Raw genomic sequence first — 25,854 nt, 5'->3', positions numbered from 1 at the left:
TCCCGGCGGCCGCGCCCCCGGCCCGCGTCAGGAGGCCGGGACCCTGCGGTCCGCGTACTCGAACACCGAGCCGTCGGGATGCAGCGCGATCAGGTTCCGCCCGGCGGGGGTGGGCACCGGACCGGCCAGGACGCGGGCGCCGTTCCCCGTCAGCACGGCGTGCGTCTCCTCCACGTCGGCCACCGCGATGGTCGCCGTGACCTTGCGCAGGATCTCCAGTTCCTCCTCCGGACCGCTCATCAGCAGGAAGCACCCCACCGCCGCGACGGACACCCCGCCGCGTTCGAAGCGCTGCGGCGGTGCGCCCGTCAGACGCTGGTAGAAGACGGCCGCGGCGTCCAGGTCGTCGACGCACACGCGGATCGTGGTTCCGAGGATCTCCATATGGGCGAGGGTAGTTGGAGCCCGCCGTCCGCGGCACTCCTCCCCCGGGGCCGGGCGGGCGTGCTCAGGAACCGGGTGCCGCGGGCGCCCCGCGGGCGTGGTGGACGAGGACCGCGTGCGGGTCGTCCCCCGCCGGCGGGTGGTCGGTGTGGACGGTGGCGGCCGTCAGCCGGGGGACGGCGTGCAGCAGGGCGTGCTCCGCCGCGACGGCCACCCGGTGCGCCGCCACCACGGTGAGGTCGGCCGCCACCACGATCTCGGCCTCGGCCCGCAGACTGTGGCCGATCCAGCGCATCCGCACCCCACCGGTGGCGAGGACCCCGTCGACCCCGGCCAGCGCCGTGTGCGCCCGGTCCACGAGGGCGGGGTCGACGGAGTCCATCAGCCGCCGGAGGACCTCGCGGGCCGCGTCGCGCAGCACCAGCAGGATGGCGAGGGTGATCAGCAGGCCCACCACGGGGTCCGCCGACCGCCAGCCGAGCGCCGCGCCGCCCGCGCCGAACAGGACGGCGAGCGAGGTGAACCCGTCGGCCCGGGCGTGCAGCCCGTCGGCGACCAGCGCCGCGGAACCGATCCTGCGCCCGGTGCGGATCCGGTACCGGGCCACCCACTCGTTCCCGGCGAAGCCCACGAGGGCCGCCGCGGAGACGGCCCACAGATGGGTCACGTCCTGCGGGTGCAGGAGGCGCTCCACGGCGGTGTAGGCGGCGACGGCCGCCGAGGCGGCGATCACGGCGACGATGACGAGCCCGGCCAGGTCCTCGGCGCGGCCGTAGCCGTAGGTGTAGCGGCGGTTGGCCGCCCTCCGCCCGAGCAGGAAGGCGATGCCGAGGGGGACCGCGGTCAGGGCGTCGGCCGCGTTGTGGACGGTGTCGCCGAGGAGGGCGACGGATCCCGAGAGGGCGACGATGGCGGCCTGTACCACGGTGGTGGCACCGAGCACCGCCAGGGACAGCCAGAGGGTCCGCATCCCCTCCCGCGAGGCCTCCATGGCGGGGTCGACCCGGTCGGCCGCCTCGTGGCCGTGCGGGGTGAGCAGGTGGGCGATCCGCCGCCGCAGCCGCGCCGCCGGCCGCCGGGCGGGCGCATGCGCGTGCTGGTGGCCGTGCTCCGGTGCGCGGCCGTGCCGGTCCGTGCCGGGGTGGGGGTGCGCGTCCTCGTGGTGGTGCCGGTTCCCCTCCATGACCCCCACGGTGGCACAGGAAACCCCTTGCGGCTACAGCCGTGGTACCGGGCCTGACCAGGTGCGATGCATGCGCAACTGCGTCCTGTGCCCGGGAGCGCCGAGGCGGCGGCGCCCGGGTGCGCGGCGGGCGGCGGGCAGGGGCCGCGGCCCGGGCCGCCGCCCCGGCGGACCACCGGCGGGCGGGCGCCCGCGTCCGGTCCGGGCGGTGTCACGGCGTGCGGACCGAGCAGTCCTCCACCGGGCACAGCGCGCAGGAGGCGTCGAAACCCCCGGCGAGCGGCGGCAGGGGTATCTCACGGCGGGCGCCGGCCTCCAGCAGGAGCAGGGCGGAGTCGTCGTCCAGCGGGCCCTCGGTGTGGCTGAGCGCGCTGCGGCGCACCGCGTCGAGGGCCTCCTGCGGCGTGCCGTGGCGGACCAGCGGTGCGCAGGCGTGGACGGGGTAGAACGCCCCCGAGGCGTCCCGGGCCTCGCTGAGGCCGTCCGTGTAGAAGAGCACCCGGTCCCCGGGGGCGAGGACGGCCCGCTCCTGCGAGGGCTCCGCGGCGTCGGGCAGCCCGAGGCCCAGGGGCAGGCCGAAGCGCGCCGGCTCGGCCGTCCCCCGGCGGGAGTCCTCCCCGCGGCCGTCCTCCCGGCCTCCGCCCCGGCGCACCACCAGCGGTCCCGGGTGGCCGTGGTTGAGCAGGGTCAGCGTTCCGTCGTCGCGGAGTTCGGCGAGCACGGCCGTCACGAACTTCTCGTCGTCGGTGCGCCGCGAGAGCGCGCACTCGATGCTCCGTCCGACGGCCTCCAGGTCCACGGTCGCCTGTGCGGCCTCGCGGAAGGACGCCAGGACGGTCGCGGCGGTCCGGACCGCGTCGAGCCCCTTGCCCTGGACGTCGCCGACGACGAGGCGGACGCCGCCGCGTACGGGCTCGACGGCGTAGAAGTCGCCGCCGATCTTTGCGGACGCGGCGGCGGAGACGTACGAGGCGGCGATGGAGACGGACCCCACGCGGGCCGGAGGGGGGCGGAGGATCACCTCCTGCGCGGCCGAGGCGACCGACTGGACGGCGGCGAGCCGCCGCGTGGAGCGCAGCCGGGCGTGCGCCGCCCAGGCGGAGCAGAGGGTGATCAGGGCGAGTGCGGCCACGGCCGGGTACGCGTGCCGGGCGGGCCCCCCGCCGAGCGCGTGCGCCGCGAGGGCCAGGAGCGCGCACGTGGCGCCGAGCCGGAGCGTGGTCGCCGCCGACGAGCGCAGGGCGGCTAACGGCGGGACCACCGCGAGCAGTTCCACCAGCCGTATCTCCGGTCCGAGGAGCAGGTCCAGGAGCAGGAGGGCGAACGGCACCGACTCCAGGGCCGGGGCGAGGCACGGGCGGATGCGGGTCCGCGAGATCGTCATGAGTTCTCCAGCGCAGCGTGGGGCCGCGCAGGCGGGTACGTGGCCGCCCCGGCGACCTGCCGGCGTCGGTGCCCGCGCCGACGCCTGCCGGTCGGGAGGGCTGCCGTTCTCCGGGGCGTCTCGGGCACGGCACCGCGGGTGTGGTCCAGATGCCGGAGTCTACGGGCCGGACGGCTCCCGGCGCAGGGGCATTGGTCCCGGAACATCCACCGGAGTGCCGATCCGCTCCCGGGGTGAGCGCTTCCGGCCTCGACCTGTCGTGAAGTACACGCGAGGTGACCGGTTCTGATCGCCCGTCGGCGGTGCCATGGGGCGGTGAGGCGCCCGGGGTCCGCGCTGTCCGCGGGCCCCGCCCCACCCGCCCCGGGGCCGGCGCCCGCGGCCGCCCCTCGCGGGAGCGCGGCCGCCGGGCCACGGGGGAGGGAGGCGGTCAGTCCGGCACCCGGCACAGGATCTCGCCGTGCGGGACCATGAACCAGGCGTCCTCGGCGGCGCCCCAGGCGCGCCAGCCCTCGGCGATCGCGGCGAGTTGCCCGCGGGTGGCGTGGCCGCCCTCCACGGCCAGCTCCGCATAGGCCGACTCGGTGGTGCGGTCGGCCCACAGGCCGCTCCACCAGGCGCGGTCCTGCGGGGTCGCGAAGCACCAGGCGGTCGCCGACGCGGTGACGTCGGTGAAGCCCGCGGCGTGCGCCCAGGAGAGCAGCCGCCGGCCCGCGTCGGGCTCGCCGCCGCACGAGCGGGCGACCCGGATGTAGAGCTCCTGCCAGTCGTCCAGCACGGGCGGCTCGGGGAACCAGGTGAACGCCCGGTAGTCGCTGTCCCGGGCGGCGACGACACCCCCCGGCCGGCACACCCGGCGCATCTCGCGCAGGGCCTGGACGGGGTCCCCCACGTGCTGGAGCACCTGGTGGGCGTGGACGACGTCGAAGGAGCCGTCCTCGAAGTCCAGTGCGTGGACGTCCGCCACCGCGAACTCCACGCACTCCAGGCCGCGTTCGGCGGTGAGGGCCCGGGCCTGGTCCAGGACGGAGGCGGCGGCGTCCACGGCCGTGACCCTGCCGCCCGGGGACACCAGCTCGGCGAGGTCCGCGGTGATGGTGCCGGGGCCGCAGCCGACGTCCAGGACCCGCATTCCCGGGCGGAGTTCCCCGATCAGGTAGGCGGCCGAGTTCTCGGCGGTGCGCCAGCTGTGCGAGCGCAGCACCGACTCGTGGTGCCCGTGGGTGTAGACGGCGGTCTCTTTCGGCATGGAAGTGGAGTCCCTTCGGTGGCGGAGGGTGCGGAGGAGCTGCGCTCCACCGTACGCGGCGCGACCGAATGGCGAGACCTCTATCTCGTATCACGGACATCCGGGGTGTGCGGGCATCATGAGGTGACGGGACGACGGGGAACGCGGGCAGGGAGGCGGGGCGGATGGCGGAGACCTGGGATCCGAACGGTCCGGGGGTGCTCCGCCTGCCCTCCGGGCGCCTCGTCCGCGGCAGGGCGCTGCGCCGCCCGCCGCCCGGGGGACCCGTGCCCGGGCTGTCCGTCCGGCTGCTCGGCAGGCGGCCCGACCCGGGCGCCGGGGAGGTCCGGTGGCTGCCCTGGCCGGACTTCGGGCTGCCCCGCGACCGCGTGCTCGCCCACCTGGTGCTCACCGAGGCCTGGCGGCGCTGCGCGGAGGAGCGCGTGGAGGTCGCCTGCGGCGGGGGCCGCGGCCGCACCGGGACGGCTCTCGCCTGCCTCGCCGTTCTCGACGGCGTCCCGCCGCGGGAGGCGGTGGCCTATGTGCGCGACCACTACGACCGGCGCGCGGTGGAGACCCCCTGGCAGCGGCGGTACGCCCGCCGCTTCGCCGCCGGCACGGAGGGCTGAGGGCACCCCGGGCACGACGGCCACGGCCGGGCGGCGGGCCGTGCCCGCCCCGCGGCCGGCACCCCCGTGGCCGGCCGCGGTAGCGGCTCGGCCATGGTGCGTGACGCCGCGTCCGCACGTCGATCCGTTTTCCGGCGGGTGCGGGTGCGGGTGCGGGTGCGGGTGCGGGCGCGGGCGCGGCCGCGGGTCCGGCCGCGGCTGCGGTGCGGGGGCCCTGCGCCGCCGTCCGGTCAGAGCAGCCGCTGCGGGCGGTAGACGGTGAGCGCGTCGACGAGCTTGTCGACCACCAGCCCGCCGCCCGGGGCCGGCCGAACCTCCCCGTCACAGGCCAGGAGCGTGCCCGGGGCCAGCCCGCCGATCCGCACCTGCCGCAGCTGACGGGCCGCGTGCACCGGCGAGCGCCGCACCTTCCCCGCCACCGCGGCCCCCAGCAGCCGGAGTCCCGGCAACCGGCCGCCGTGCACCACGCGCACGTCGAGCAGGCCGTCCGCCAGGTTCTGCCGGTGGCCGGGGGTCGGCCCGACGCCCCGGTAGACCCCGTTGCCCGCGAACAGCAGCCACATCGGCCGCCGGCGGCCCTGCACCTCGGCCTCCAGGGGATGCTCCCCGCGCAGGACCCGGCTCGCCGCCAGCACTCCCGCGGGCCAGGCGCCGATCCGGGGCGACCACCGCTCCCTGATCCGGACCAGCTCCGGGTAGACACCGAGGCTGAAGGTGTTGAGGAAGTACCCCGGCTCGCCCCCGTCCCCCGCGCCCGGGGCCGGACGGAAGCGCCCGAGGTCCACGCCGATCGCCTCGCCGGCCTCCACCGCCCGGCAGGCGTCGGCCACCTCCTCCACGCCCAGGTCGTAGGCGAAGTGGTTGAGCGTGCCGCCGGGGAAGACCGCGAGCGGCAGACGCCGCGTCACCGCCACGGTCGCCGCCAGGTTGACCGTGCCGTCGCCACCGACCACGCCCAGGGCCCGCGCCCGCTCCGCCGCCTTCGCGAACTGGTCGGGCAGCTCGTCCGGTGCGCACTCGACGACCTCCGCGAGCGGCAGCGCCTCCCGGACCGCAGCGGCGCAGTCGGCCGTGCCCGACTCCCGGTTGACCACGACCACCAGGCCCTCACCGCCCGCCAGCGCGGGGGCGTGCTCCCGGGGGCGCCCCGGCGGGGGGAGCTGCGAGCGGGTGGGCACCGCACCGCGCACCGCGAGCGCGGCGCCCACCCCGAGCGCGGCACCCGCGAGCACGTCCCCCGGGTAGTGCACGCCCGTGTACACCCGGGAGAAGGCCACCGAGGCGGCCACCGGTGCGACCACCGCCCCCCAGGCACGGGACTCCAGGGCCACCCCGGTGGCGAAGGCGGCCGCGGAGGCGGCGTGCCCGGAGGGGAAGGACGAGGTGAAGGGCTGGCGCTTCAGCTGCCGTATCACCGGCACCGCGTCGAGCAGCGGACGCGCCCGGCGCACCGAGCGCTTGCCGACGGTGTTGATCACTGCCGAGGCCACCGCCAGCGAGGCCACCCCGCGCACCGCGGCCCGCCGGGAGCGCGCGCCCCCTCCGAACGCCGCGATCGCCGCCGCCGTGCCGAACCACAGCAGCCCGTGGTTGGCGCTGCGGCTCAGCCGGGGCAGGACCGGCCCGGCCCCCGGCCACTCGTGGGCCGCCACGGCGTGGAAGACCCGCCGGTCCCAGGTGCCGAGCAGGTCGTGCAGCCGTCCGCGGGGCGCGCGGGCCGGGAAGGAAGAGGGGGTCCGAAGCTCTGTCATGCGGCTCGGATACCCCGGGACCGCCGGAGCCACGCCGCAGACCCCCTGCCCGGCCGACGGCCCGGCGCCGTCCGCCGGGCAGGGGGTGCCACGCCTGGTCGCCGCCCCCGCGCGGTCCCCGGCGAACCTTCGTATAAAGGGCTCGTGGGCCGGGCGCGCGAACCGCCGCGTGACCGGCGCGGGCGCACCGGACGCGGCGCCGCCGAGCAGGAGGTGACCGTATGCAGGACGCTGAGCCCGCCGGACGGGGCCCCGTGCGCTTCGGCCCTCCGGCGCCGGGCACCGGACTGCCCGTCCTCGACTCGGCCGCCGCGGTGCTCTGCGCCGCGGCCGGCGTGGCGCGGGCGGAGCCCCCCGGCGGCGGCGCCGCACTGCGGGCCGCCGCCTCCGGCTACTGGGCGCGGCGCGGACTGCACGGCGGACCCGAGGGCGTCGTCGCGGCCCCCGGGGCGCAGCCCCTGCTGCTCGCCCTCCTCGCCGCGCACGACGGCGACGTGCTGATGCCGAGGCCCTGCCCCGCCTGGTGGGCCCCGCAGGCCCGGCTGCTGGGCAGGCCCGCCTACCATGTGCCCACCCCCGCCGAGTGCGGTGGCGTCCCCGATCCGGTGGCCCTGCTGGAGAGAGTCCGCCGGGTGCGGGCCGAGGGCGGGCGCCCCCGTCTGCTGCTGCTGTCCGTCGCCGACGACCCGACGGCCACCGTCGCCCCTCCGGAGACCGTCCGCGAGGCGTGCGAGGCGGCCGTCGCCGAGGGCCTGCACGTGATCAGCGACGAGACCTGGCGGGACACGCTGCACCGGCCCGAGGACACGGTGCTGTTCAGCCCGGCCGAGATGTGCCCCGAGGACGTGACGGTCCTGGCCGACCTGGTCGGCGGCCTCGCCCCCGAGTCCTGGCCGGTGGCCGTGGCCCGCTTTCCGGCGACCCGCCGGGGTGCCGTGGAACGGGACCGCACGCTCGACCTGCTCACCGCGCTGGGGGCGGTCGTCGCCGGTCCGGTGGCCGCCGCGGCGGCCCATCTCCTCGGCGAGCCCGCCGCGGTGGCCGAGCGGGCCGCCCGGGCGGCCCGCCTGCACGCGAGCGTCGCCGCCGCCGTGCACGGCACCGTCCTGGCGGCCGGTGCCCTGGCCCGGCCCCCGCAGGCCGGACGCCACCTGTACGCCGACCTCGCACCGCTGCGCGGCCGGCTCGCCGAGCGCGGCGTGGGGGACTCGATGGACCTGGAGGACTACCTGGGCGGCCGCCTCGGTGCACCGGTTCCCGGCGGGCACCGCTTCGGCGACGAACTCGGCGCCCTGCGCGTCCGGCTGCCGACCGGTCCGCTCCTCGGCGCGAGGGCGGAGGAGCAGCGCGCGGCCCTCGCCGCACCCGACCCGCTCGTACTGCCCCAGGTGAGCGGCGGCCTCGGGCGGCTCGCCGCCGTCCTCGACGAGCTCCGGTGAGCGGCGCCCGGCGCGCCCGAGGGGGCCCGCCCGGGGCCCGTGCCGCCCGGCGGCGGCCGGGGCTCCGGGCCTGATCCGCCCGCCCCGTACGCCGGGCGGCGGCGAGCGGCCCCGCGCGCCCGCAGGACCGCGGCAACTCCATGGACCGCGCCGCGTACCTCCCCCAGCCGCCCCGCGCCCGCGGGACCGGGGCCGGCGCGTGGTGGAGGAGCGGCCCCGCACCCCCGCGGGGCCGGGGCCGGCGCATGCACGAGCACCCGGGCGCGGTACCGCACTCCCGCGGGGCCGGGGCTGCCGGACGCCGTGGCGCCCGGTGACCGGGCCCCGGGCACCGCGCGCCCGCGGCGACGCGAGCGCTCAGCCCGCGTGGCGTGCCCGCCGGGCCCGGCGCCACAGTGCCGGGGCCGCGCCGAGCGCGACGGTCAGGGCCACGGCCGCCACCACCCCCTGCCAGGGCTCCGGGAACAGCGATCCGCCCAGGATGCCGATGAGGCCGTAGGTGGCCGCCCACGCCAGGCAGGCGGGCGCGTCCCCGCGGGCGAACCGCCGCAGGCTCATGTGCGACAGCAGACAGGCCAGCATCACCGGGATCCGCCCGGCCGGCACCAGGCGGGACAGCACCAGCACGGTCCCGCCGTGCGTCGCCAGCCGGTTCCGCGCCTGCTCCAGCCGGTCGGGTGCGGCACGGTCCCGCAGGGCGACCAGCCAGCGCGAGCCGTTGCGCGAGCGGACGCCCCGCGCCCCGAGCCAGTACAGGACCACGTCCCCGGTGAACGCGGCGAGCGAGGCGATCAGGAACACCGCGCCGAGAGCCAGCGGGGACGTCTGGTGGAACGCGACCACCGCCGCGGAACTGACCACCGCGCCGGTCGGCACCACGGGCACCAGCGCACCCAGGGCCACCAGCAGGAACAGCGACGGATAGCCGACCGCCTGCTGGGTGGATTCCGGGGGCAGCACCCCCACGGTGTCCGAGAGCTGCCGCACGGCCCCGGCCAGAGCGGCGCTCACCGGCCCGCCTCCGGGCGGACGCGCTCGCCGTGCGCGAGGCGGTGGACGGCGACCCCGGGGGCCAGCCGGGCCGCCTTGCGGGCGAACTCGTCCCCGGGAGCGTAGAACTCGTGCGGCCGGACGGCGTCCATCCCGATGGGCCAGTAGGTGCCGTAGTGGACGGGGACCGCGGCCCGGGGCGCGAGGGCGGCCAGGGCCTCGGCCGCGCGGCCCGCGTCGAGGTGGCCGTGGCCGAGATAGGGCCCCCAGCCCCCGACGGGCAGCAGCGCCACGTCCACGTGCCCCACCTCCTCGGCCATGGCGTCGAACAGCCCCGTGTCACCGGCGAAGTAGGTGGCCGCCTCGCCGCTGACCACGTAGCCGAGCGCGGGCGCGTGATGGGGCCCGACCGGCAGGCGCCGGCCGTCGTGCGCCGCCCGCACGGCACGCACCGCCACAGCGCCCACCCGGACCTCCTCGCCCGCCGACACCTCGGTCACCTCGAACCCCGCCGCGGCGGCCGTGCGGCGCAGCCCCCGCACCGCGCGCAGCGCCCCCCGGGGCACGATCAGCCGGGTGCCGGGCGCCAGCCGCGCCAGCGAGGGCAGATGCAGGTGGTCGGAGTGCAGATGGGAGACGAGCACGGCGTCCGCGGCCGTCGCCTCGGCGGGCGGGAGTGCGCCCCGCCGTCTGCGGAGATGGGCGAACCTCCGCACCAGCAGCGGGTCCGTCAGGATCCGCATGCCCGAGTCCTCGATGGTGCAGGTGGCATGACCCCACCAGGTGACCTCCACCGGCACGTGCCGCCCTCCTCGCCGCCGCTCCCGCCCGGTCGCCTGCCCGGGGCGCGTACGCCTCCGAGGTTAGGTCGTGTCCGGCACATCCTGCCTGGCTCGCGACGCCCGGCACGCGCACCCGCTGCGTTCCGGGGCCGTCCACGGACGTCCGGTACGAGGATGCCCCTCCGCCGTGCGGTCGCACGCACCGGACGCCGCGCACCCCGCCCTGCGGGCGGACAGCGCCATGTGCCGGACACGACCTGACACGACCTGGTTCGTCCCCGGCCCGGCACCCCGCCGCGCCGGGGGCGGGCCGCAGGGGCACCCGCGTCCCCTCCGCCCCGGCCCGGGACCCGCCCCTCCGCGGCTCCCCGCCGAGCGCGGGCGCCCGCCCCGCGCGCCGTGCGCCCCGGGGCGCACGGCGGCGTGTGCGGCGTGCCTGCGGCGGGGTGTGCTCCGGCCGCCCACCCCCCTCCACGCGGGCTGTGACAGGCTGGAGACCCGCGGTGGAGGGTGAGGTGAGCGCGAGTGGCCGCAGGCCGATGGAGCACGGTGGGCGGCGCCGTCTTCAGGGTGGTGGCCGTGTGGGCCGTCTCCACCGCGACGATGCTGGTACTCGCCGGGGCCCTGCCGGACTTCCGGCTCCAGTCCGGCGACGGCGACTCGATCACCCGCACCGCCCTCACCGCCGCCTGGGGCGCAGGGGCCTTCGGCCTGCTCGGCGCCCTGGTGTGGCCGGTCATCGTCCGGGCCCTGCTGCTGGTGCCGGCCCTGCTGCTGGGGCTGCTGGTGTTCTTCCTCAACGGCTCGCTGCTGCTGCTCGCCCTCTGGCTCATACCCGGCGGCCGCGGGGCGGCGGCACCCGAGACCGCCGTGGTGGTGGCCGCCGTGATGTCGGCCGTCGCCTCCGCGACCTCCACCGCGCTCGCCGTCCGGGACGACGACGCCTACCGGCGCAGGCTCTCCCGGCTGGCCCAGCGCAGGCGCCGCAGACGCGGCGGCCGCGACCTCGCCTCCGCCCCGCCCGGCACCGTGTTCCTGCAACTCGACGGGGTGGGCCACGAGGTCCTGCGGCGCGCCGCCGACAGCGGGGTCATGCCGACGGTGGCCGGGTGGATCGGCGCCACCCACCGGCTGACGCCGTGGCGCACCGACTGGTCCAGCCAGACCGGCGCCAGCCAGCTCGGCATCCTCCACGGCTCCAACCACGACGTCCCGGCCTTCCGCTGGTACGAGAAGGACACCGGCCGGCTCATCGTCAGCAACCGGCCCTCCGGCGCCGCGGAACTCCAGCGGCGGGCGGTGGCCCGCACCGCCGACGGCGGGCTGCTCACCCTCGACGGGGCGAGCCGGGGCAACCTGTTCAGCGGCGGCGCCGACGAACTCGCGCTGGTGCTGTCGGTGGCGGCCCGGCGGGGCCGCGCCAACCGCTCCCGGGCCGGCTACTTCGCGTACTTCTCCGACCCCGCGAACGCGGTGCGCACCGCCGGGTCCTTCGTGGCGGAGGTGCTCCGGGAACTCGGGCAGTCCCTACGGGCCCGGCTGCGCGGGGACCGTCCGCGGGTCGGCCGGGGCGGCCTCTACCCCTTCATCCGCGCCTTCGCCACGGTCGTCGAGCGCGACGTGGTGGTCGCCGCGGTGGTCGGGGACATGCTTGCCGGGCGGACCGTGGTCTACGCCGACCTCGTCGCCTACGACGAGGTGGCCCACCACTCGGGCCCCCACAGCGGGGACGCGCAGGACGTGCTGGAGCGGCTCGACCGGTCCCTCGCGCTGATCGCCAAGGTGGCCGACCACGCGCCCCGCGAGTACCGCATCGTGGTGCTCTCCGACCACGGCCAGAGCCCCGGGACGACCTTCGAGGCGGCCTACGGGCTGACCCTGAGAGACCTGGTCCGGGCCGGTTGCGGGCTGCCGCTGCCGCGCCGTGCCCGGCGCTCCCGCAGCGGGGCCGAGGCCCGCGACGCCGCCCGCGACGCCCTGCGCACCGCGCTCCACCGGCAGCTCGACGAACCGGGCGAGGAGGCGGGCCCGACGGAGGGACCCGACCCCGTCGTCCTCGCCTCGGGGAACCTGGCCCTGGTCTCGTTCCCCGACGTGCCGCACCGGATGAGCCGCGAGGAGATCGACCGCCGCCACCCCGCGCTGCTGCCCACGCTGGCCTCCCACCCCGGGATCGGCTTCCTGCTGGTGCGCAGTGAGGAGCACGGTTCGCTGGTGCTCGGGAAGGACGGCGCCGAGATCCCCGTCGCACAGCTGAGGGACGGCGCGCCCGGGCCGCTGGAGGTCTTCGGCCCCGGCGCGGCCGCCGCCGTGCGCCGCACGGACGGCTTCCCGCACGCCGCCGACATCATGGTCAACTCCGTGTACGAGCCGCGGACCGGGGTCGTCCACGCCTTCGAGGAGCAGATCGGCTCGCACGGCGGGCTGGGCGGCGAGCAGTCCCGGCCCTTCCTGCTCTCCCCGTTCGAGCTGTCCCCGCCCGTCCCGGTCGGCGGGGAGCTGGCCGGGGCCGAGCAGGTGCACCGGGTGCTGCGCCGCTGGCTGAGGGAGGCGCAGGGTCCCGAGGTGCCGATCGCGCAGCCCCTGCGGGCCGCCGTGCCCGCCGACCGCCGCCCGCCCGTCCGGCCCGGCGGCGTCCCCCGGCCGGACGAGCGCCCCCAGCCGGACGAGCGCCCCGCCTGACGGGGCACCGGCGGCACCGGCCGGGTGGCGGCCCGGGGCCGGGGGCGCCGGGTGGGGTGGCCCGCCCGGGCCGCCGCGGCCGTTCCGTTCGCGGCGGTCGTCACGGCCCGACCCGTAGTACGTCCCCGCCTGCCGTCCGCCGGGCCCGGGCGGGGGCCGTGCCGCGGTCGGTCAGCCGCGCGCCTCGCCGAGGAGGGCGGCGAGAGCCCGCTCGATGTCCATGGCGGCGCTCTCGTGGGCCGCGGGGACGGCGGCGTAGGTGTGCAGCAGGAAGCGGCGGAGGCTCGCGGTGTCGAACTGGAGCAGGGCCACCCCCTCGGGCGAGCGCAGCTCCACCATGGTCTGCGAGCGGGTGCAGGGCCAGATGTGCACATCGCCGTCGCCGGTCGGTGCGCGCAGCCCGCCGTCCAGCAGGCTCCGGGCGAAGGTCCAGGTCACGGCGGACTCGCTGAGGCAGACCTCGGCAGGGAAGACCATCCGGACGGCGAGCGGGTCGCTCCGGCGGTAGCGCAGGACCACCGGCACGCCCGAGGGGTGGGGTGCGTCGCTGATCAGGCGGGCGAGAACAGACTGCTCGACGGATTGCTCGATGGAGGATGACATCGCTCGCTCCTCTTGCTGCTGCGCGGATCTGCTCCTTCTGCACGGGACGACGACGTCACGGCAGGGCTCACCGGACGCGAGCTACACCAGTGGCGCGTGTGACCTGTATCACCACCTTCGAACTCCGGAGGCGGAATGGCCAGACCCTTGCGCCACCGGATTCCGGGATGCTTCCGGCCGGTGACCGCCTCTGTCCGCCCCTGAGCGTTCGCGTCCGTCCTGGGTCCGTCCCGGGGCGAGGTGTGTACGAACCCGGGCCGGGCGGCGGCTGCCCGGCGTGCGTGGCCGGATCGGAGTGCGGGGGCGCGTGGCCCGGGTCGGCACGGGGGCGTCGTGGGGCGGCCGGCGGGCCCAGGAAAGCGCCCCGGCCGAACGGGGGATTTCGGCCGGGGCGATAGGTGAACGATAAATCATCCGGTGTGTGCCGTGGACTCCCCGGGGGCCGATGTGATGCGTGCAACGCGGGGCGGCGCCCTTCCCGCAGGGCGGCGGGTGCGTGCCCGCCGCCGGGCCGCCCTCGCGGCCCCGCCGCGCGCCGGGCGGGATGTGCCGGACCCGGCCCGGCTCGCGCCGCATCGGGCAGGGTGCGCGAGGCGGGGCGAGCGTTGCCCGACGGCTAGAGCCCGGCCCCGCCCCGGGCGAGCACCGTGCCGAGCACCGAGGGCAGCGGGTACCAGTCGGAGGACACCACGCCGGCGTGGTGGTCCGCCAGCAGGGCGACCCGGTCGAGCGCCTGACGCTCGTCCGGCCGCGTCGCGTCGATGGCCGGGGCGACCCCGTGGGCGCTGGTCATGACGACGAGGTAGCCGTTGCGGTCGTACCAGCTCGTGTCGATCGTCCCGCCCGCGTAGGCGGCGGCGTCCCCGTCGAAGACCACGAACCACGGCCGGATCGAGGGGTCCGTGTAGCGGGTGCGGGGGTCGCCCGCGGCCGCGTGGTGGACGGCGGGGAAGGCGCCCGCCTCGGCGAGTCTGCCCGCGGCCCTGAGTCCGCGCAGGTGCTGGGCGTACTCCCGGTCGGTCCACAGGGAGTCCAGCGGGTTGCCCTCCTCCAGGGTCCCCGGGATCAGCTCCACCAGGAACCGGCCGGCCAGGGCGGAGCGGGTGGGCCATCCGGAGGTCCGGACCGCGGTGTCGAGGTCGGGGTGCCCGGCGGCCAGGTCCGCGGGGCGGAAGAGCGCGTCCCCGAGGCGGGCCCCGAGCAGGGCGTCGAGTGCGGCGGGCCCGCGGCCCGCGTTGGCCTGGAAGCCGTCCTTGAGCTCCATCTTGATCAGGATCGGCCGGTGCCCGGGGTTGGCGTCGTGCCAGGCCCGCAGGTCCGCGAGGCAGCCGCCCAGGTCGCGGTTGCGCGCCCCCGTGCGCAGCTCGCCCTCGTGGGCCGCGCCCGCGCAGTTGTTGGCGTTCCCGAAGGGGTTGCTGTGCGAGACCCGCCACGACCGGCCGAAGACATTGGTCCACACGTCGATCTCCAGCATCCCCGCCCCGGAGTCGAGGGCGTCCGCGAAGTAGGGGAACTTCGCCTGCTCGTAGGCGTTGTGCACACCCACCGAGGTGGTCGCCGCGTATGGCAGCCGTCCCGGGTCGGCGCCGGCGGCGCCGGCGGGGGCGTGCGCCGCGGCGAGCAGGCCGACGGTGGCGGCGGCGGTCGCGAGCGTGTGCAGGAGCTTCCCCATCTGCCCGTCCCTCTGTGTCACCGGCCGTGAGGCCGTAGCTTGACATGTTCAGGTCGAGTGCAGACTAGGGGAGCCGGACGGGTCGCGGGAGTCCGCCTCCGGCCACCCGCGCGCGCCGGACGGGCGCCCGCCCCGGGGACGGGGCAGCATGGCCGCATGCTGCTCGCCCGCGTCGCCGCCGCCTCCCGCGAGGTGGCCGGCACCTCCGCCCGCTCCGGCAAGACCGCACTCCTGGCCGACCTGTTCGGACAGGCGCGCCCCGAGGACGTGGCGCTCGTGATCGCCTACCTCTCGGGGCGCCCGCCGCAGGGCCGTATCGGCATCGGGTGGCGCCTGCTGGGCGAGGAGGTCCCGGCCGCGACGGAACCCACCCTCACCCTCACGGAGACGGACGCGGCCCTCACCGCGATCGCCGGGACGACCGGACCCGGCTCCCGCACCGCGCGCCGGGACGCGGTGCACGCACTGCTGGGCGCGGCGACGGCCGAGGAGCAGCGCTTCCTGGTCCGGCTCCTCACCGGGGAGGTGCGCCAGGGCGCCCTGCACGCCGTGGCCCTGGAGGCCGTCGCCCGTGCCGCCGGAGTCCCCGCCGCCGACCTGCGCAGGGCGGTGATGCTCGACGGCTCGCTGCCGCGGGTCGCCCGTGCCGTCCTCGCCGACGGGGCCCCGGCGCTGACCCTGTTCCGGCTGCAGGTGGGCCGTCCCGTCCAGCCGATGCTCGCCCACTCGGCCGGGACCGTCGCCGAGGCGCTGGCGGCACTCGGCACCGCCTGCGCGGTGGAGGAGAAACTCGACGGGATCCGGGTGCAGGTCCACCGCCGGGGCGGCGAGGTCCGCGTCTACACCCGCTCCCTGGAGGACATCACCGACCGGCTCCCCGACGTCGCCGAGGCGGCCGGCCGGCTGGCGGGCGACGGCTTCGTCCTGGACGGGGAGGTCATCGCCCTCACCCCCGGGGGCCGCCCCGCCCCCTTCCAGGACATCGCCTCCCGGGTCGGCTCACGCTCCGACGTCGCGGCCGCCCGGGCGGCCCTGCCGCTGTCGCCGGTCTACTTCGACCTCCTCGCCGCCGAGGGGGCCGGGCTGCTGGACCTGCCCGCCCGCGAGCGGCATGCGCGCCTGGCCGCCCTGGTCCCCGAGGACCTGCGCGTACGCCGCCTCACGGTCGTGGACCCGGCCTCCGCCGAGGAGGCGGACGCCGCGCGGCGCTTCTTCGACCGGGCCCTGCGCGACGGCCGCGAGGGCGTGGTGGTCAAGTCCCTGGACGCGCCCTACTCCGCGGGCCGCCGCGGCCGCTCCTGGCTCAAGGTCAAACCGGTCCGCACCCTCGACCTGGTGGTGGTCGCCGTGGAGCGCGGCCACGGGCGGCGCACCGGGCTGCTCTCCAACCTCCACCTCGCCGCCCGGGGCACCGACGGACGCATGGTGATGCTCGGCAAGACGTTCAAGGGGCTCACCGACGCGATGCTCGCCTGGCAGACCGAGCACCTGGGCCGCCTCGCCGTGCGGGACGACGGCCGGACCGTCACCGTCCGCCCCGAACTGGTCGTCGAGATCGCCTACGACGGCCTCCAGCGGTCGCCCCGCTACCCGGCGGGCGTGGCCCTGCGCTTCGCCCGCGTCGTACGCCACCGGCCCGACAAGAGCGCCGCGGAGGCCGACACCATCGAGCACGTGCTCGCCACGGGCGGCGCGCCGGACGCCCCCGCGGCTCCCGGGCGCTGAGGGCGCGGCCCGGGCGCCTCACCGCCCCGCGAGCACCCGGTCGGCGAAGGCCGACAGATTCGACCCGGTCCGCGCGATCCGCTCCTCCAGGGTCAGCGACTCCTCGTGCCGGCCGTGGCGCAGCCGCGGCTGCTTCCTGCCCCGCACATAGAGCGAGCAGTCGAGGTCCGCGCAGAGATAGGTCCCCACGCTGTTCCCCTCGCGGCCCGCGCTCCCGGCGAGCGGCGCCGCGAACAGGGCCACGCCCGAGGCCGCGTGCGAGGTCAGGCACACCTGGCACATGCTGGACCTGACCGCACTGGTGCGCGAGCTGCCCGGCACCCGCAGCGCGATGCCGCACGGGCCGTCCTCCCGCGGGACGACCAGATAGGCCCGGAGCGGCGCCCCCGGATCGGTCCACCCGAGGAAGTCCAGGTCCTCCCAGGGGCGTTCGGCGAAGTCGGGCGGCAGCCGCATGCGTGCCGCCTCGCCCTTGGTGCAGTTGACGAAGGACGAGCGGATCTGTGTGTCGGTCAGGGGTTCCACCCGGTGAACGTACACGCGCGTCCTGGTGCACGCAGCCCGGTTTCCGGGCATCGGCCCTATGGTGGCCCCGACCGGCACACCGCCCCACGTCCCCGCACCGAAGGAGCACGGCCATGCCCACCGAGCCGCTGTCGCAGAAGGAGATCGAGGACCGCCTGAGGGAACTGCCGGGCTGGTCCGAGGAGAACGGGCGCCTCACCCGCGGCTACCGCCTCGGCTCGCATATCGCCGCCGCCGCCCTGGTGGTGCACGTGGCCCGGATCCAGGAGGAGCTGAACCACCACTCCGACCTCACGCTCGGCTACGACACCGTCCGGCTCAGCGTCCACTCGCACGACGTGGACGCCCTCACCGACCGGGACTTCACCCTCGCCCGCCGGGTCGAGGACGCCGCGGCCGCCCACGGGGCCGCCTGACCGCCCGCCCGGACGGTCCTGCCGTCCCCGCCCCGCACCGGCGGCCGCCGGTGCGGGGCGGGGACCCGTGGCTCAGGCCATGTTGAAGACGGCCGGGTCCGGGCCCAGCCGGCGGCCCTCGTCCAGTGCCGCCAGGGCGGCCAGGTCGTCGGCGTCCAGCTCGAAGCCGAACACGTCGATGTTCTCGGCGATCCGCGAGGGGGTCACCGACTTGGGGATCACCACGTTGCCGAGCTGGAGGTGCCAGCGCAGCACCACCTGGGCGGGGCTGCGCCCGTGCTTCTGCGCGACGGCCACCACCGTCGGCACCTCCAGCAGCCCCCGGCCCTGGCCGAGCGGCGACCACGCCTCGGTCGCGATGCCGTACCGGGCGTGCGCCTCCCGGGCGGCGGCCTGCTGGAGCTGCGGATGGAGCTCGATCTGGTTCACCGCGGGGACCACGGAGGTCTCGCCGATCAGCCGTTCGAGGTGCTCGGGCAGGAAGTTCGACACGCCGACGGCCTTGGCGCGCCCCTCGGCGGCGATCTCCTCCAGGGCCTTGTACGTCTCCACGTAGAGGTCCTTGGCCGGCATCGGCCAGTGGATCAGGTAGAGGTCCACGTAGTCCAGGCCCAGTCGCCCGAGGGAGGCGTCGAAGGCGCGCAGCGTCGCGTCCCGGCCCTGCTCGCTGTTCCACAGCTTGGTGGTGACGAAGAGTTCCTCGCGGGGCAGGCCGGAGGCGGCGAGGGCCTCGCCGGTGCCCTTCTCGTTCTCGTAGACGGCGGCGGTGTCGATGCTGCGGTAGCCGGCCTCCAGGGCCGTGCCGACCGTCGTGCGCGCCTCGTCGTCCGGCACCTGCCAGACACCGAAGCCGAGCTGCGGCATGGTGACACCGTTGTTGAGGGTGATGGAGGGGACCTTGGTCACGGCCGGTCTCGATCCTTACGTCGTCGTGGGGTGTACTCCGAGCACCAACGATCACACACCCGGACGCATTCCCGCATGCGCGCAGGGCGAGCCGGCCGCTCCGCCCGCGGCGCACGGGACGGGCGCGGGAGCCTGCCGGGTCAGCGGTAGAGCGCGGACACCTCCGCCGCGTAGGCCTTCTCGATCGCCCGGCGCTTCAGCTTCAGCGAGGGGGTCAGCAGGCCGTGCTCCTCGCTGAACGGGTGCGCCAGGATGCGGAAGGTGCGGATCGACTCGGCCTGCGAGACCAGGGTGTTCGCCGTGACGACCGCACGGCGGATCTCCGCCTCCAGGCCCGGGTCCCGCACCAGCTCGGCCGGGGCCAGGGGCCCCCGGCCCTGCAGGGAGAGCCAGTGCTCCACCGCCTCCGGGTCGAGCGTCACCAGGGCGGCCACGTAGGGGCGGTCGTTGCCGACGACGAGGCACTGCGCCACCAGCGGGTGCGCCCGCACCCGCTCCTCCAGGCCCGTCGGGGACACGGTCTTGCCCCCGGAGGTCACCAGCACCTCCTTCTTGCGCCCGGTGATGGTGAGGTAGCCGTCCGCGTCGAGGGAGCCGAGGTCGCCGGTCGCCAGCCAGCCGCCGTGCAGCACGGTGCGCGTGGCCTCGGGGTCGTTCAGGTACCCGGAGAAGACATGGGCGCCGCGCAGCCACACCTCGCCGTCCTCCGCGATGTGCACGCTCGTCCCCGGCACGGGCATGCCCACGGTCCCGTAGCGCGGCCGCTCCGGGGGGTTGGCCGTGGCGGCCGCCGAGGTCTCCGTCAGGCCGTACCCCTCGTACACGGTCACTCCCGCACCCGCGAAGAACAGGCCCAGCCTGCGGTTCATCGCGGAGCCGCCCGACATCGCGTGGCGGACCCGCCCGCCCAGCGCCTCCCTCACACGGGAGTAGACCAGCTTCTCGTACAGCTGGTGCTGGACCCGCAGTCCCGCCGACGGGCCGGGCCCCTGCCCGAAGGCCCGGTGCTCCAGCGCCTCGGCGTGGCGCACCGCCACCTCCACCGCCTTGTCGAAGGCGGCCGCCCTGCCCTCCGTCTCCGCCCTGCGGCGGGCCGCGTGGAAGACCCTCTCGAAGACGTACGGCACCGCCAGCACGAAGGTCGGGCGGAAGGAGGCCAGGTCCGGCAGGAGTTCGGCGGCCGTCAGCGCCGGCTGGTGCCCCAGGGTGACCCGGGCCCGCACCGCCGCGACCTGGACCATGCGCCCGAAGACGTGGGACAGCGGCAGGAACAGCAGCGTGGACGCCTCGTCCCCGGGCCGGGAGCGGAAGACCGGCTCCCAGCGCGAGGCCATCGTGTCCGCCTCGAACATGAGGTTGGCATGGGTCAGGACGCAGCCCTTGGGCCGCCCCGTGGTGCCCGAGGTGTAGATCACCGTGGCCACCGAGTCCGGGGTGACCGCCCGGCGGTGCCGGTGCACGGTCTCGGACTCGATCCGCTCCCCGGCCGCCGCCAGCTCCGCCACGGCTCCGGCGTCGAGCTGCCACAGCCGCTTCAGCTGGGGCAGCCGGTCCATGATCGAGCCGACCGTCATGGCGTGGTCCTCGTGCTCCACCACGCAGGCCGAGGCCCCCGAGTCCCGGAGGATCCAGGAGACCTGCTCGGCCGAGGAGGTCGGGTAGACGGGGACGGGCTGGGCGCCCACCGTCCACAGTGCGAAGTCGAAGAGGGTCCACTCGTAGCGGGTACGGGACATCAGGGCCACCCGGTCGCCGAAGCGCACCCCCTGCGCCAGCAGCCCCTTGGCGAGCGCCAGCACCTCGTCCCGGAACCGCGCCGAGGTCACGTCCCGCCAGGCGCCCGCGGTGTCCTTGCGCCGGAGCGCGATCCGGCCGGGTTCCTGCTCCGCATGGTCGAAGACGGCATCCGCCAGACCGCCGACCTGCGGTGCCGCGGCCATCGGGGGGACGGTGAACTCGCGCAATGGCCTGCTCCTTGTGGCGCTCCGCACAGCGCCGCGACGCTACCCCACCCTCCGCCCGTGCGGGAGGGGCCGTGCACACACCGGGACCCGCGGCAGCCGCACGGGTGGCCGGGGACGCCGGAGCAGGGGAGACGGCTGGTGACGAGCATTCTTACCCCGGGGTAAGGACCGCCGGGCCGGTGCGGCGCGATCTCCACCGAATCCCTGCGGCTTCCGTGCGGCGCGGTCACCTCCCGGCCGGTGCGGCCGGTGCCCCTCCGGCCGGTGCCTGGAGCCGGTCGCCGGCCGCCAGCAGCGCCCGGGCCAGGGCGCCCGCCGCCTCCTGCGCGGTCGCGGGCCGCCGCCCGTAGAGCAGCACGAAATCCACTCCGCCCAGATCCGGCAGGCCCACCCGCTCGGGGACGGGCACCAGCCCCGGCGGGACGAGCCCCCGGGTGTGGGCCATCACGCCGAGCCCCGCGCGGGCCGCGGCGACCAGGCCGCTGAGGCTGCCGCTGGTGCAGGCCACGCGCCAGGCGCGGCCCTCGCGCTCCAGCGCGTCCAGTGCGCGGGCGCGGGTCACGGCCGGCTGCGGGAACAGGATCAGCGGCAGCGGCCGGTCGGGGTCCGGACGGAAGCCCTCGGCGGCGATCCACACCATCCGGTCCCGCCACACCAGCTCCCCGCGGGCGGCCCCCGCGTCCTGCCCGGCACCGCGCTTGGCGAGCACCAGATCGAGCCGCCCCGCCTCCAGCCTGCGATGGAGGGTGCCGGACAGCTCCACGGTGAGCTCCAGGTCGACGTCCGGATGCTCCTGCCGGAAGGACTCCAGGATCTCCGGGAGGCGCGTCAGCACGAAGTCCTCGGAGGCCCCGAAGCGCAGCCGGCCGCGCAGCCGGGTGCCGCCGAAGAAGGCCGCCGCCCGCTCGTGGGCCGTCAGGATCGTGCGCGCGAAGCCGAGCATCGCCTCGCCGCCCTCGGTCAGCTCCACGGTGTGGGTGTCCCGGGTGAACAGGGCCCGGCCGGTGGCCTCCTCCAGCCTCCGCACGTGCTGGCTGACCGTGGACTGGCGCAGCCCGAGCCGTCGGGCCGCCTGCGTGAAGCTCAGCGTCTGCGCCACGGCCAGGAACGTCCGCAACTGGTTCGGGTCGTACAGGGGCGACGGGGCGGGCATGGCACGAGCCTAAGCCCGGGCCCGCCGGTGAACCGGCGGGAGCGCGGCGGAACGGTCCCGGCGCCGGGCCTCCGCCTGCGGCGCGCGAGGGTGCGGTGGTGACGGGCCGAGGAGACCGTCCGCGCGCTCCTGGTGCAGGCGCGGTCCGGACCGCATCCCGACCGGGCCGCCCGCATCCCGACCGGGCCGCATCCCGGCCGGGCCGCATCCCGGCCGGGCCGCATCCCGGCCGGGCCGCCCGCTTCCCGGTCGGCCTCTCCCCGCCCGCGGCGACGCCCCCTGCGGCCGGACCGCGCCCCGGCTCCCCGCCCGCCCCGCCCGCCCCGGTTCCCCGCCCGCGGCGGCATGCCGGGCCGTCGTGCCGCCGCGGCACCCCGCCAGCAGCATCGTCATCACGAAACATGATGGCAGTCAGTGCAGTGTGCGGGTTTCCCGATCGCCCTCGGGAGCGGATCATGGGGCGGGTACGTTCCCCCGACCGCCGCCGAACGGACCCATGAACCGCCCCCGACTCCCGCGTGTGCCGCTGCAGGCCCCCAACCGCCTGCCGGTCGACCCCTACGTCCTGGCCCTGCTGGCCACCGTGGGGCTCGCCGCCCTGCTGCCCGCCTCCGGCACCGCGGCCGAGGCCGCGGGCGGGGCGGCCACCGCCGCCGTGGCCCTGCTGTTCTTCCTGTACGGGGCCCGGCTGTCGACGAGGGAGGCCCTGGACGGGCTCCGCCACTGGCGGCTCCATCTGACGGTGCTCGCCGCCACCTTCGCCGTCTTCCCGCTCCTCGGGCTCGCCGCCCGCGCCGCCGCCGGGCCGCTGCTCACCCCGGCGCTCGCCGACGGGCTGCTCTTCCTGTGCCTCGTCCCGTCGACGATCCAGTCCTCGATCACCTTCACCTCGATGGCACGCGGCAACGTGCCCGCGGCCGTCTGCGCCGGCTCCTTCTCCAGCCTCGCCGGCCTCGTCCTCACCCCGGTGCTGGCCGCCCTGCTCCTCGGCGGCACCGCCGGCGGCGTGTCGCCGGACGGGCTGCTGCGGATCGCCCTCCAGCTGCTCGTCCCCTTCCTGGCCGGGCAACTCCTGCGGGGCGCGCTCCACGGGCTCCTCGACCGGCACCGCAGGCTCCTCGGCCGCGTCGACCGGGGTGCCATCCTGCTGGTCGTCTACACGGCCTTCAGCGAGGGGATGACCGCGGGGATCTGGGGCCGGGTCACCCCGGGGCGCCTGGCCGCGCTGCTGGGCGCCGAGGCCCTGCTGCTCGCCGCGATGCTCGCCCTCACCTGGTACGGGGCACGGCGGCTGGGCTTCGGACGCGCCGACCGCGTCGCCATCCAGTTCGCCGGTTCCAAGAAGAGCCTCGCCGCCGGACTGCCCATGGCCGCCGTGCTGTTCGGCGCCCAGGCGGCCCTCGCCGTGCTGCCGCTGATGCTGTTCCACCAGATGCAGCTGATGGTGTGCGCCGTGATCGCCAAGCGGCGCGGGCGCGACCCCCGCGGCGAGGATCCCGCACCGGGCGCCGCGGTCGGGCTCCCCGGGACCGTCCCGGCCTGATCGCCCGCCGGCGCCCGAGCCGCACCGCCGCCGTGCACGTGATCAACGCCTCGCCCCCGGACGGCCGCCCGCGGTGCCGCCCGCGCCCGCGGGCTGCGAGGATCGCCGGGTGACGACGACCTTCGCGCTACGCGCCTTCGGAGCCCGCCCCTGCACCCTGGTCGTCTGCCGAGGCTGCTGCTGCGGCGACGCACGCAAGAACCCGGGCACCGACCACGCGGGCCAACTCGCCCGCCTCCACCAGGCGTCCGAGGCCTCCGCGGGCCGCTTCGCCGTCCGCACCAGCGACTGCCTCGGCCCCTGCGGCCAGGCCAACGTCATCGTGGTGCAGCCCTCCGCCGAGGGGCGCCGCCGGGGTGCCCGTGCCGCCTGGATCGGCTGGGCGCTCGACGAGGACGCCGTGGAGGACGTCATCCGGTGGGCCGGGAGCGGGGGACCGGGCATCGCCGAACCCCCGGCCGCCCTCACCCTCCAGATGATCCCGCCGCCCTCCCAGGCCCGCCGCCGGGCCCGACGCTGACCTGGCTGACCTCGTGGGGCAGGGACCTCAGGCGTCCGCGAGCACGGCGTCGTAAGGGGTGCTCGTGCGCCGGGCGGACATGAAGGAGAGGAAGTCGCCGACGAAGGCGCTGCGGCCGTAGACCCCGTCGGTGCCGGTGAGGTCGCGGTGGAAGGCGGTCCGGAACAGGGCCCGGTACTCGTCCGCGTCGATGGTCCCGCTGCCGTCCTTGTCGGTGGCGTCGAAGAGCACCTCCGCCACACGGATGAGGGCGGGCCCCGCGAGGGAGGGGACGGCGGCGGCGTACTCCTCGGCGCTGACGCGCCCGTCCCCGTCGGCGTCGAGGGCGGCCTGCAGCTCGCGCCACCAGGCGGCGAAGGCGTCGTAGAGCCGGGTCTCCTCGGGTTCGTCCAGGTCGAGGCGGGTGCAGAGCTCGCGGGCCATGGCGGCCAGGTCGGGCCAGTCGAGGTAGCCGTCGCCCGTCTGGTCCAGCACCTGCCGGAAGAACTCCTCCGCCGGACGCCGCTCCTCCCGCCGGCCCGCGGCGGAGGCCGGACGCGCGGTGGGCGCCGGATCCGGACCGGAGCCCCCGCCGAGCGGGGCGAGCAGGCGGAGCAGGGCCGAGGCCCGCTTCATGCGGCTGTGCAGGGCCGCGGCGGTCCGGGACTGCGGGTCCTCGTCGCCGGGCGAGAGGGTCAGGAGGTGGATGGCGCTCTCTGCGTCGAGCCAGCCCTCGGGCAGGAAGCGCGCCAGCCCGGCGGCGAGGTAGGCACCCTGCATGAGGGTGCGGGCACCGGGCATCTCCGGCAGGCAGGCCCTCCGGCGGTACGGTTCGGGGAGCGAGGCGACGGTGATCGCGCCGAGGAGCGGCCCGGCGACGGCACGGCCCGCCGCCCACAGCGCCGGCGCCCCGTCGAGCAGCGCCGGGGCGGGCAGGTGGTCGAAGAGCCGGAAGAGGATGACGCGCGCCGCCTCGGTGTTCTCCAGTTCGTTCTCGACGACCCGGTCGAAGTACCGCCAGAAGCCGGGGAGGTCCTCGGGGAGCTCCGAGGCGTCCCCGTCCAGGACGGCGAGGAACGCCCGGTGCTCCGCGTACAGCCGCTCCACGGTGTCCCCGTCGAGGGGCTGGCCGCTCAGCCGGCACATGGTGACGGCGCTCTCGAAGAGGGTGGCGACCACCCAGGCGCGGGTGGGGCGGTCCATCGCGTCGTAGGCCCGGCCCCGGCCGTCGGAGCCGCTCATGCGGCCGTGCAGCCGGTTGAGCCGGGCGGCCTCCCGCTCGCGTACCGCGGGGTCGGCGTCGAACATCCGCCGCAGGCTCAGCAGGGTGTTGCGGAGCCTGCGCCAGGGGTGTGCGACGAAGGTGGAGTTGGCGGCGAGGGCGGCGCCGACCTGGGGGTGGGCCGCCTCCAGTACCGTCGCGCGGATGAGGGCGAGCGCCCAGCGGGGGTCGTCGAAGAACGCCTGGAAGTGCGCGTCGGGGCCGAGGAGGTCGGGTCCGCCGGCCGGTCGTCCGGTGTCCGTGCGGGGCGCGTTCTCGCCGCTTGTACCGGTCGTCATCGGGTCTCTCCGTTCGACTGGGGCGGCAGGCCGCCGAAGCGGCGCTCCCGGCGCCCGTAACTGTGCAGGCAGGCAAGGAAGTCGGGGGCCCGGAAGTCCGGCCAGAGCACCTCGGGGAAGACCCACTCGGCGTAGGCCACCTTCCAGAGCATGAAGTTGGAGATGCGCTGCTCGCCGGAGGTGCGGATGACGAGGTCCACGTCCGGGGTGTCGGGGAACGGCAGATGCGCCGCGAAGAGCTGCTCGGTCACCTCCTCGGCGGGCGTCCCGCCGCGGATCAGCGAGCGGGCCGCCTCCACGATGTCCCGGCGCCCGCCGTGGTCGAAGGCCACGGTCAGCGTCATGGCCCGGTTGCCGCCGGTCAGCGTGGTCAGGTCCGCGAAGTCCCGGGCCAGTCCCGGGGGGATCCGCGGGTCGGAGACGCCGAGGAAGCGGCAGCGGATGCCGCGGGCGAGGAGCAGCGGCGCGTGCTTGCGCACGACCCGGCGGACCAGCCGCATCAGATGGTCGACCTCGGCACCGGGCCGGTTCCAGTTCTCGGTGGAGAAGGCGTACAGGCTGAGCCACTCCACACCGGCCGACCTGGCTGCCTCGATGACGTCGATGACGGTGGCCTCGGCGGCCTCGTGGCCCGCCGTGCGCGGCAGCGAACGCCGCTTCGCCCAGCGGCCGTTGCCGTCCATCACGCATGCCACGTGCCGCGGCCGTCCCGGCCGGGGCCCCGCCGCCGCCCCGCCGGGGACGCTGCGGGCGCTCCCGTCCGGAGCCGCCCCGCCGGGGACGCTCCGGGCCCTTCCGTCCGGAGCCGCCCACCCGGTACCGCCACGCACGGTCGA

The 25,854-nt window shown here is 76.8% G+C and carries 22 protein-coding genes; 7 read left to right on the top strand and 15 right to left on the bottom strand.

Features of this window, described 5'->3' with window-relative positions:
• Nucleotides 1-27: 27 nt before the first annotated feature.
• The 4 genes from ACGF15_RS02190 to ACGF15_RS02175 all read right to left on the bottom strand — a co-directional run bounded on the left by ACGF15_RS02190 (nt 28) and on the right by ACGF15_RS02175 (nt 4,200).
• The gene (locus ACGF15_RS02190) at nt 28-384 is read right to left on the bottom strand and encodes a VOC family protein (RefSeq protein WP_345608911.1); all 357 of its coding nucleotides are present in this window, start codon (nt 382-384) and stop codon (nt 28-30) included.
• A 64-nt stretch (nt 385-448) separates the two neighbouring features.
• Complete coding sequence (locus tag ACGF15_RS02185; RefSeq protein ID WP_392796603.1) at nt 449-1,567, bottom strand: cation diffusion facilitator family transporter; 1,119 nt, start codon at nt 1,565-1,567, stop codon at nt 449-451.
• 211 nt (nt 1,568-1,778) lie between these two features.
• Nucleotides 1,779-2,951, bottom strand: a complete 1,173-nt coding sequence (locus ACGF15_RS02180) for a PP2C family protein-serine/threonine phosphatase (protein ID WP_345608907.1) — start codon at nt 2,949-2,951, stop codon at nt 1,779-1,781.
• Between the two features lie 430 nt (nt 2,952-3,381).
• Complete coding sequence (locus ACGF15_RS02175) at nt 3,382-4,200, bottom strand: methyltransferase domain-containing protein (RefSeq protein WP_392796602.1); 819 nt, start codon at nt 4,198-4,200, stop codon at nt 3,382-3,384.
• A gap of 164 nt (nt 4,201-4,364) precedes the next feature.
• Here ACGF15_RS02175 and ACGF15_RS02170 point away from each other — a divergent pair, with 164 nt between their 5' ends.
• Nucleotides 4,365-4,808, top strand: coding sequence for a protein phosphatase (locus ACGF15_RS02170; protein ID WP_392796601.1), 444 nt, complete (start codon nt 4,365-4,367; stop codon nt 4,806-4,808).
• 230 nt (nt 4,809-5,038) lie between these two features.
• Here ACGF15_RS02170 and ACGF15_RS02165 read toward each other — a convergent pair whose 3' ends face one another.
• On the bottom strand, nt 5,039-6,559 hold the full coding sequence (locus ACGF15_RS02165) for a phosphatase PAP2 family protein (RefSeq protein WP_345608901.1): 1,521 nt from the start codon (nt 6,557-6,559) through the stop codon (nt 5,039-5,041).
• A 221-nt stretch (nt 6,560-6,780) separates the two neighbouring features.
• On the opposite strand from ACGF15_RS02165, the gene ACGF15_RS02160 reads away from it, so the two are divergent.
• Entirely contained in the window at nt 6,781-7,998 is a 1,218-nt protein-coding gene (locus tag ACGF15_RS02160) for an aminotransferase class I/II-fold pyridoxal phosphate-dependent enzyme (protein WP_392796600.1), read from the top strand.
• Between the two features lie 357 nt (nt 7,999-8,355).
• Here ACGF15_RS02160 and ACGF15_RS02155 read toward each other — a convergent pair whose 3' ends face one another.
• The gene (locus ACGF15_RS02155; protein ID WP_345608897.1) at nt 8,356-9,009 is read right to left on the bottom strand and encodes a VTT domain-containing protein; all 654 of its coding nucleotides are present in this window, start codon (nt 9,007-9,009) and stop codon (nt 8,356-8,358) included.
• Nucleotides 9,006-9,788 (bottom strand): MBL fold metallo-hydrolase, encoded by a 783-nt coding sequence (locus ACGF15_RS02150; protein ID WP_345608895.1) that lies wholly within the window; start codon nt 9,786-9,788, stop codon nt 9,006-9,008. The genes ACGF15_RS02155 and ACGF15_RS02150 overlap by 4 nt, the downstream gene beginning before the upstream one ends.
• Before the next feature lie 507 nt (nt 9,789-10,295).
• On the opposite strand from ACGF15_RS02150, the gene ACGF15_RS02145 reads away from it, so the two are divergent.
• A complete protein-coding gene (locus ACGF15_RS02145; protein WP_392796599.1) occupies nt 10,296-12,452 on the top strand; it encodes an alkaline phosphatase family protein in 2,157 nt (718 codons plus the stop codon).
• Between the two features lie 171 nt (nt 12,453-12,623).
• Here ACGF15_RS02145 and ACGF15_RS02140 read toward each other — a convergent pair whose 3' ends face one another.
• Nucleotides 12,624-13,055: an SsgA family sporulation/cell division regulator gene (locus tag ACGF15_RS02140; protein ID WP_345608891.1), complete on the bottom strand. Its 432-nt coding sequence runs from the start codon at nt 13,053-13,055 to the stop codon at nt 12,624-12,626.
• Nucleotides 13,056-13,671: 616 nt separating this feature from the next.
• Entirely contained in the window at nt 13,672-14,727 is a 1,056-nt protein-coding gene (locus tag ACGF15_RS02135) for a phosphatidylinositol-specific phospholipase C domain-containing protein (protein ID WP_392796598.1), read from the bottom strand.
• Between the two features lie 156 nt (nt 14,728-14,883).
• On the opposite strand from ACGF15_RS02135, the gene ACGF15_RS02130 reads away from it, so the two are divergent.
• Nucleotides 14,884-16,452 (top strand): ATP-dependent DNA ligase, encoded by a 1,569-nt coding sequence (locus tag ACGF15_RS02130; protein WP_392796597.1) that lies wholly within the window; start codon nt 14,884-14,886, stop codon nt 16,450-16,452.
• A gap of 18 nt (nt 16,453-16,470) precedes the next feature.
• Here ACGF15_RS02130 and ACGF15_RS02125 read toward each other — a convergent pair whose 3' ends face one another.
• Nucleotides 16,471-16,977: an FBP domain-containing protein gene (locus ACGF15_RS02125; protein WP_345608885.1), complete on the bottom strand. Its 507-nt coding sequence runs from the start codon at nt 16,975-16,977 to the stop codon at nt 16,471-16,473.
• A 113-nt stretch (nt 16,978-17,090) separates the two neighbouring features.
• Here ACGF15_RS02125 and ACGF15_RS02120 point away from each other — a divergent pair, with 113 nt between their 5' ends.
• A complete protein-coding gene (locus ACGF15_RS02120) occupies nt 17,091-17,393 on the top strand; it encodes a 4a-hydroxytetrahydrobiopterin dehydratase (protein ID WP_345608883.1) in 303 nt (100 codons plus the stop codon).
• A 72-nt stretch (nt 17,394-17,465) separates the two neighbouring features.
• Here the strand turns inward: ACGF15_RS02120 and ACGF15_RS02115 are convergent, their stop codons facing one another.
• The 3 genes from ACGF15_RS02115 to ACGF15_RS02105 all read right to left on the bottom strand — a co-directional run bounded on the left by ACGF15_RS02115 (nt 17,466) and on the right by ACGF15_RS02105 (nt 21,416).
• Entirely contained in the window at nt 17,466-18,299 is an 834-nt protein-coding gene (locus ACGF15_RS02115; protein ID WP_392796596.1) for an aldo/keto reductase, read from the bottom strand.
• Nucleotides 18,300-18,439: 140 nt separating this feature from the next.
• Nucleotides 18,440-20,239: an AMP-dependent synthetase/ligase gene (locus tag ACGF15_RS02110; protein ID WP_362613862.1), complete on the bottom strand. Its 1,800-nt coding sequence runs from the start codon at nt 20,237-20,239 to the stop codon at nt 18,440-18,442.
• A gap of 250 nt (nt 20,240-20,489) precedes the next feature.
• On the bottom strand, nt 20,490-21,416 hold the full coding sequence (locus ACGF15_RS02105) for a LysR substrate-binding domain-containing protein (protein WP_392796595.1): 927 nt from the start codon (nt 21,414-21,416) through the stop codon (nt 20,490-20,492).
• 496 nt (nt 21,417-21,912) lie between these two features.
• Between ACGF15_RS02105 and ACGF15_RS02100 the strand changes: the two genes are divergently transcribed.
• Together ACGF15_RS02100 and ACGF15_RS02095 are read left to right on the top strand one after the other, a co-directional pair.
• The gene (locus ACGF15_RS02100; protein ID WP_392796594.1) at nt 21,913-22,959 is read left to right on the top strand and encodes a bile acid:sodium symporter family protein; all 1,047 of its coding nucleotides are present in this window, start codon (nt 21,913-21,915) and stop codon (nt 22,957-22,959) included.
• A 109-nt stretch (nt 22,960-23,068) separates the two neighbouring features.
• Complete coding sequence (locus ACGF15_RS02095) at nt 23,069-23,479, top strand: (2Fe-2S) ferredoxin domain-containing protein (RefSeq protein WP_345608875.1); 411 nt, start codon at nt 23,069-23,071, stop codon at nt 23,477-23,479.
• Between the two features lie 27 nt (nt 23,480-23,506).
• On the opposite strand, the gene ACGF15_RS02090 is transcribed toward ACGF15_RS02095, so the two are convergent.
• On the bottom strand, nt 23,507-25,018 hold the full coding sequence (locus ACGF15_RS02090; protein WP_345608873.1) for an oxygenase MpaB family protein: 1,512 nt from the start codon (nt 25,016-25,018) through the stop codon (nt 23,507-23,509).
• Nucleotides 25,015-25,713, bottom strand: coding sequence for a polyprenyl diphosphate synthase (gene uppS / locus ACGF15_RS02085; RefSeq protein ID WP_392796593.1), 699 nt, complete (start codon nt 25,711-25,713; stop codon nt 25,015-25,017). Before uppS ends, ACGF15_RS02090 begins: the two co-directional genes overlap by 4 nt.
• Between the last annotated feature and the right edge of the window lie 141 nt (nt 25,714-25,854).

This window comes from Streptomyces sp. NPDC048001 (assembly GCF_043203115.1).
GTDB lineage: Bacteria > Actinomycetota > Actinomycetes > Streptomycetales > Streptomycetaceae > Streptomyces > Streptomyces sanyensis.
The sequence above is the reverse complement of the archived record's forward strand: the minus strand, read 5'-3'. Positions and strand labels throughout refer to the sequence as shown.